Annotated in this window: 5 protein-coding genes; 2 read left to right on the top strand and 3 right to left on the bottom strand. The window is 28.9% G+C overall.

Annotated elements, in window-relative coordinates; genetic code table 11:
• Positions 1-209 (top strand): helix-turn-helix domain-containing protein (locus KQI16_RS03515; RefSeq protein ID WP_216432268.1); only part of this gene is annotated, 209 nt, incomplete at its 5' end.
• Positions 210-250: 41 nt separating this feature from the next.
• Here the strand turns inward: KQI16_RS03515 and KQI16_RS03510 are convergent.
• Both KQI16_RS03510 and KQI16_RS03505 read right to left on the bottom strand, forming a co-directional pair.
• On the bottom strand, positions 251-805 hold the full coding sequence (locus KQI16_RS03510) for a hemerythrin domain-containing protein (RefSeq protein ID WP_216432266.1): 555 nt from the start codon (positions 803-805) through the stop codon (positions 251-253).
• Between the two features lie 220 nt (positions 806-1,025).
• Entirely contained in the window at positions 1,026-1,565 is a 540-nt protein-coding gene (locus tag KQI16_RS03505) for a protease inhibitor I42 family protein (protein ID WP_286172860.1), read from the bottom strand.
• 310 nt (positions 1,566-1,875) lie between these two features.
• Here KQI16_RS03505 and KQI16_RS03500 point away from each other — a divergent pair, with 310 nt between their 5' ends.
• Positions 1,876-2,628 carry a M3 family metallopeptidase gene (locus KQI16_RS03500; RefSeq protein ID WP_216432262.1) on the top strand — a complete coding sequence of 251 codons (753 nt, stop codon included), beginning with the start codon at positions 1,876-1,878 and terminating at the stop codon, positions 2,626-2,628.
• An 843-nt stretch (positions 2,629-3,471) separates the two neighbouring features.
• Here KQI16_RS03500 and KQI16_RS03495 read toward each other — a convergent pair.
• A partial coding sequence (locus tag KQI16_RS03495; RefSeq protein ID WP_216432260.1) for a transposase occupies positions 3,472-3,981 on the bottom strand: 510 nt, incomplete at its 5' end.

The following is a 3,981-nucleotide window of genomic DNA, read 5'->3' as shown; positions in this document are numbered from 1 at the left end:
CCTTATATCTGCTGGATCAATATCAAAATACTAAAAGCAACACTATAACTTTACCCTTAAAACGCAATGATCTGGCTGAATTTCTAAATGTATCTAGGCCATCTTTGTCAAGAGAACTATGTGAAATGCGAGATGATGGTATAATTGATTTTCACTTATCCACCTTCAAAATAAAAGATATTGCAGCCTTAAAGAGCTATTGCGACTAATATACTGGTGACATACTTTTTATGTCACCAGTATAAATAAATTATTTATACTTTTTCTCAAGTAATTCTAACATTTCAACATACTTATTTTGCACTCCCACTCTACTCTTTTCTTCTTCAAAAGTATTACACTCCATATTAACTTTGTTCAATGTTTCTTTACAAAGTTTTCTCCTAGCAAAAGGATATGCAACATTATCCTCTTTATCTATATGCCTAGATAATAAATGTGTATATGATATAGCATTTGCTATTACATCAAGTTTAGCCTCATTATCACCAGCCTTAACTTTAGCAAGTGATTCCTCAAGTTCCTTTATATAGAGTCTTCCAAAGTCATGTTCAACAAGCATTCCAAACTTAACTAATTTCTCAGCTGCACCACCAATTTCATCTACCATTCTATTAAATAAAATTTTTTCTTCTTTTTCATGATGGTGCTTATCTGCATAATTTCTTACAAAGTCTATCATTTTTTCAAAGTCAGTAAAATCAATTTCTTTTCCGTTCATAACATCTAAACAAGCTTTTCTTATAACCTTTAACATTCTTTTTATGTTCTTATGTTCATCGATCATTAATACAATTCCATCCATAAAATTACTCCTTTCTCATTGTACTTACACCATTTTCTGTTCTCGTATATTTATATCAGTATCTCTCTTTTATATTACGATTTCATTCAATACTTTAATAAGTTCTTCAATCTCTATCCCATTAATTTATGTTTTAATTATAGGATTAACTTTCTTAATATTCAGTATCCATAGATACAAAAATAAAATCACTATGCAATAGAAAATTTAAAATTCACCATTAATCTTCAATTTTAATCTTGAAAGTTATCTCGAAGAACTCATCTCTATGCTCTGATTGATGTTCATACCTCATAACTAATTTCTCACTTCCAGATTTTAAGGATTTAAAATAGAAGTTCTGTCTATCATAGTTTGCACCATCTTTATCTTTTTCTGATTTTGGTATGGGTACATTAATCCAAGACCTATTTTCCAACTTAATTAATTCATTATCAATGCTATTTTTAACATTCCATGTATAAGTAATTGTACGATTTGCATGAAGAGATATGATAAAAGGAGAATCTTTAGGTATAGTTAATTCTACTATGCCATCCTTATTTACCAAGTATTGTTTTATTGTTGCATTTTTAGACTGGTAGGTGATAACTGCAACATACCTCTTATCTACATTAGTAGAATATGAATATCTCTGTTTGCTTAATGTTTGGTCTATATTTTTCAGATCTGAAATTTTAAAGTTATAGTTTAATCTTTTACTATTCTGCTCATCTAAAAGTACGTTCTCCGAACACCCCACTGTAAATGCCAAAAGCATTATTAGCAAAACTAAAATACCTTTTTTAAAGCTCATGAATACCTCCCTAATAAAATTTCTCACGACCATTTGTTAATTATTATTTATTATACCATATTTTTCAACGAAACTTAAAATTCTAAAATAAATGCTTTCTAGATTTAAATGCTAAACTTCTGCAATAAACATACTCTGAAAAAAGGTTTTTTTTAACAAATGAAGAATAAAACATTATAAGCTTATTCAATAGGAGAAGGGTGATAAATTTACGGGTAAAAATTGTAAACATGGGGATTATTTTGATAAGTTAATAGTGCAAGCTGCATTTGACTTGGAATATTCCCCAGTAAAGATGCCTGGTATTGCATTCCAAAATTATATTAACGATATTAATATTGCTCCCATCTTTGGGAACTTTAAAAATGAGAGCAGCGACGTATACTGTGTTGTTCATGAATTGGGACATAGTTTTCAAGAATACCAGTCTGACTTGAGTCACAAGTCCCTATTTAATATATTACCACCAATTGATATTTCAGAAATAGTATCTAGAAGTATGGAATTTTATGCTTACCAGTACGCAAATTTATTTTACGATAAAGATGCTTCGAAGTGGATATACTTACATGCAATAGGTGTAGTTGATTTTATTTTGAGATTCTGTACAGAAAATGAATTTGAAAATTATTTATATGAAAATGAAGATGCAGCTTTAGAAGAGATTACACAGGAATATATGAAAATAAACAGAAAATATTTACCCCACGAATACACTTACTTTGAAGATTTGATTTGTCAAGGGGCAGACTACTTTATGTTTGATTCATTTATTTCTTTTCCTAAATATTTAATTGGGTATGTGCCTGCATATATAAATGCTATTGCATTGATATTTCACACTGAGAATACCTATGAGAAATATTTAGATATCTGCAAGCATTTAGGCTATAGAACCTATGAGGAAACTTTAAATGCAGGGGGGCTAAAGCATGCATTTAGTGAAGAAGCCATAAGCTTAGCTGCTAATACCCTAAGGGATATAATTAAAAGTGAACATATGAATATGTTAAATAAGAGTCACTAAGTAAATCAAAAGTTACTCTCAACCATTTAATGAATATCAAGTTCCCCTCAAGCCATCAGTCTGAGGGGAACATAAAGCACACTTCAATATTTAGTTAAAATCCTTCAAGGCCTTTGATATCAGCCTATTTCTTTACTATCTTCACCACCGTCTCAGCAGTAGCTTTCTGCCATTCAAAGTTCGTCTTCGACTCCTTTTCGTGGGAAAGCCTTGCATGGACAGTTGTAGAAAACTTAATTCGTCCCTTTGGTCCTTGTAAGTTTAACAACTGTCTCAACATGTGTTGTTATAGAATGATGATACTAATACGCATTAATATTGATTTTGCGTAAAGGTGAAGCCCTTAAACTAAAGGTTTCTTGAAAGTTTGAAATTTATACCTTTATACAATATTTATTGCTATCTGGATATTAACTTCCTGCTGTTAATTTTTTTATGCATATGATGCTACGTTTTATAGTAGACAATTTTCAATGCACTCAAAATTAACTCTATTTTCCATAATCAACACAACGACTTAACCTAATTTAGTGTTAATAAATGAATTATAACGCATATTACAGGAAATATTATAAACATAAAATTTGAGAACTTTTTTCTAACAAATGATACTAATAGTATTATTATAAAAAGTGTTGTAGCTACAATAACATCTATGGAGTATACTAAATCAAGCTTCATATTATATCTAAAATATCCTAGCCATTCATAATTAGCGAAGAATCTTTTGGCTAAAAATGAATGATATCTATAATCCAAATAAATTAACATTATAAATATCGATATAAAAAAATAATTTTATATTTAAAATATTTTTGCATAGCATATTCACCTCAATAATTCTTATTTTAATGCTTCAAGTAACTTAGTTACATAATCATTTGAGCTAAGCTTTACTATAATGGCTTTATCCTTTGAATACATATATATTTTATTTATAGATTGATCTAATGGTATAACAATTCTTTCAATTTTAGATTTAATTCCAATTTCAATTAACTCTTCGCCACATTCTTTACATTTAAGGTCTTCACCTTCTAATTTATGTTCAATAACAACTCTTTCTAGGTTTGCTAGATTATCTTTTTTACCAGCATAATTGTTTTTCTTAGCTCTTTTATATGTAATTTCCTCTAATGTAGGTTCTTCTACTTTTGAATCACTGTGTTTTTCAGCCTCGTTAAAAAGAGATAATTGGTTAGCATCTACTTGTTCGCTAGAAGTTCCAAATATCTTTCTATTTTTATTAGATATAATACCTTTTAGGAAAGCTATCTCATTTTTAAGTTGCTGGATTTCTTTATCCTTTGCACTTAATTCTTCTTCCATTAATTCAACTTTACTTATTAATAA

This window comes from Caproiciproducens sp. MSJ-32 (genome assembly GCF_018918055.1).
Taxonomy (GTDB): domain Bacteria; phylum Bacillota; class Clostridia; order Clostridiales; family Clostridiaceae; genus Clostridium.
Note: the sequence above shows the minus strand (reverse complement) of the source record. Positions and strands in the feature narration are given on the sequence as shown.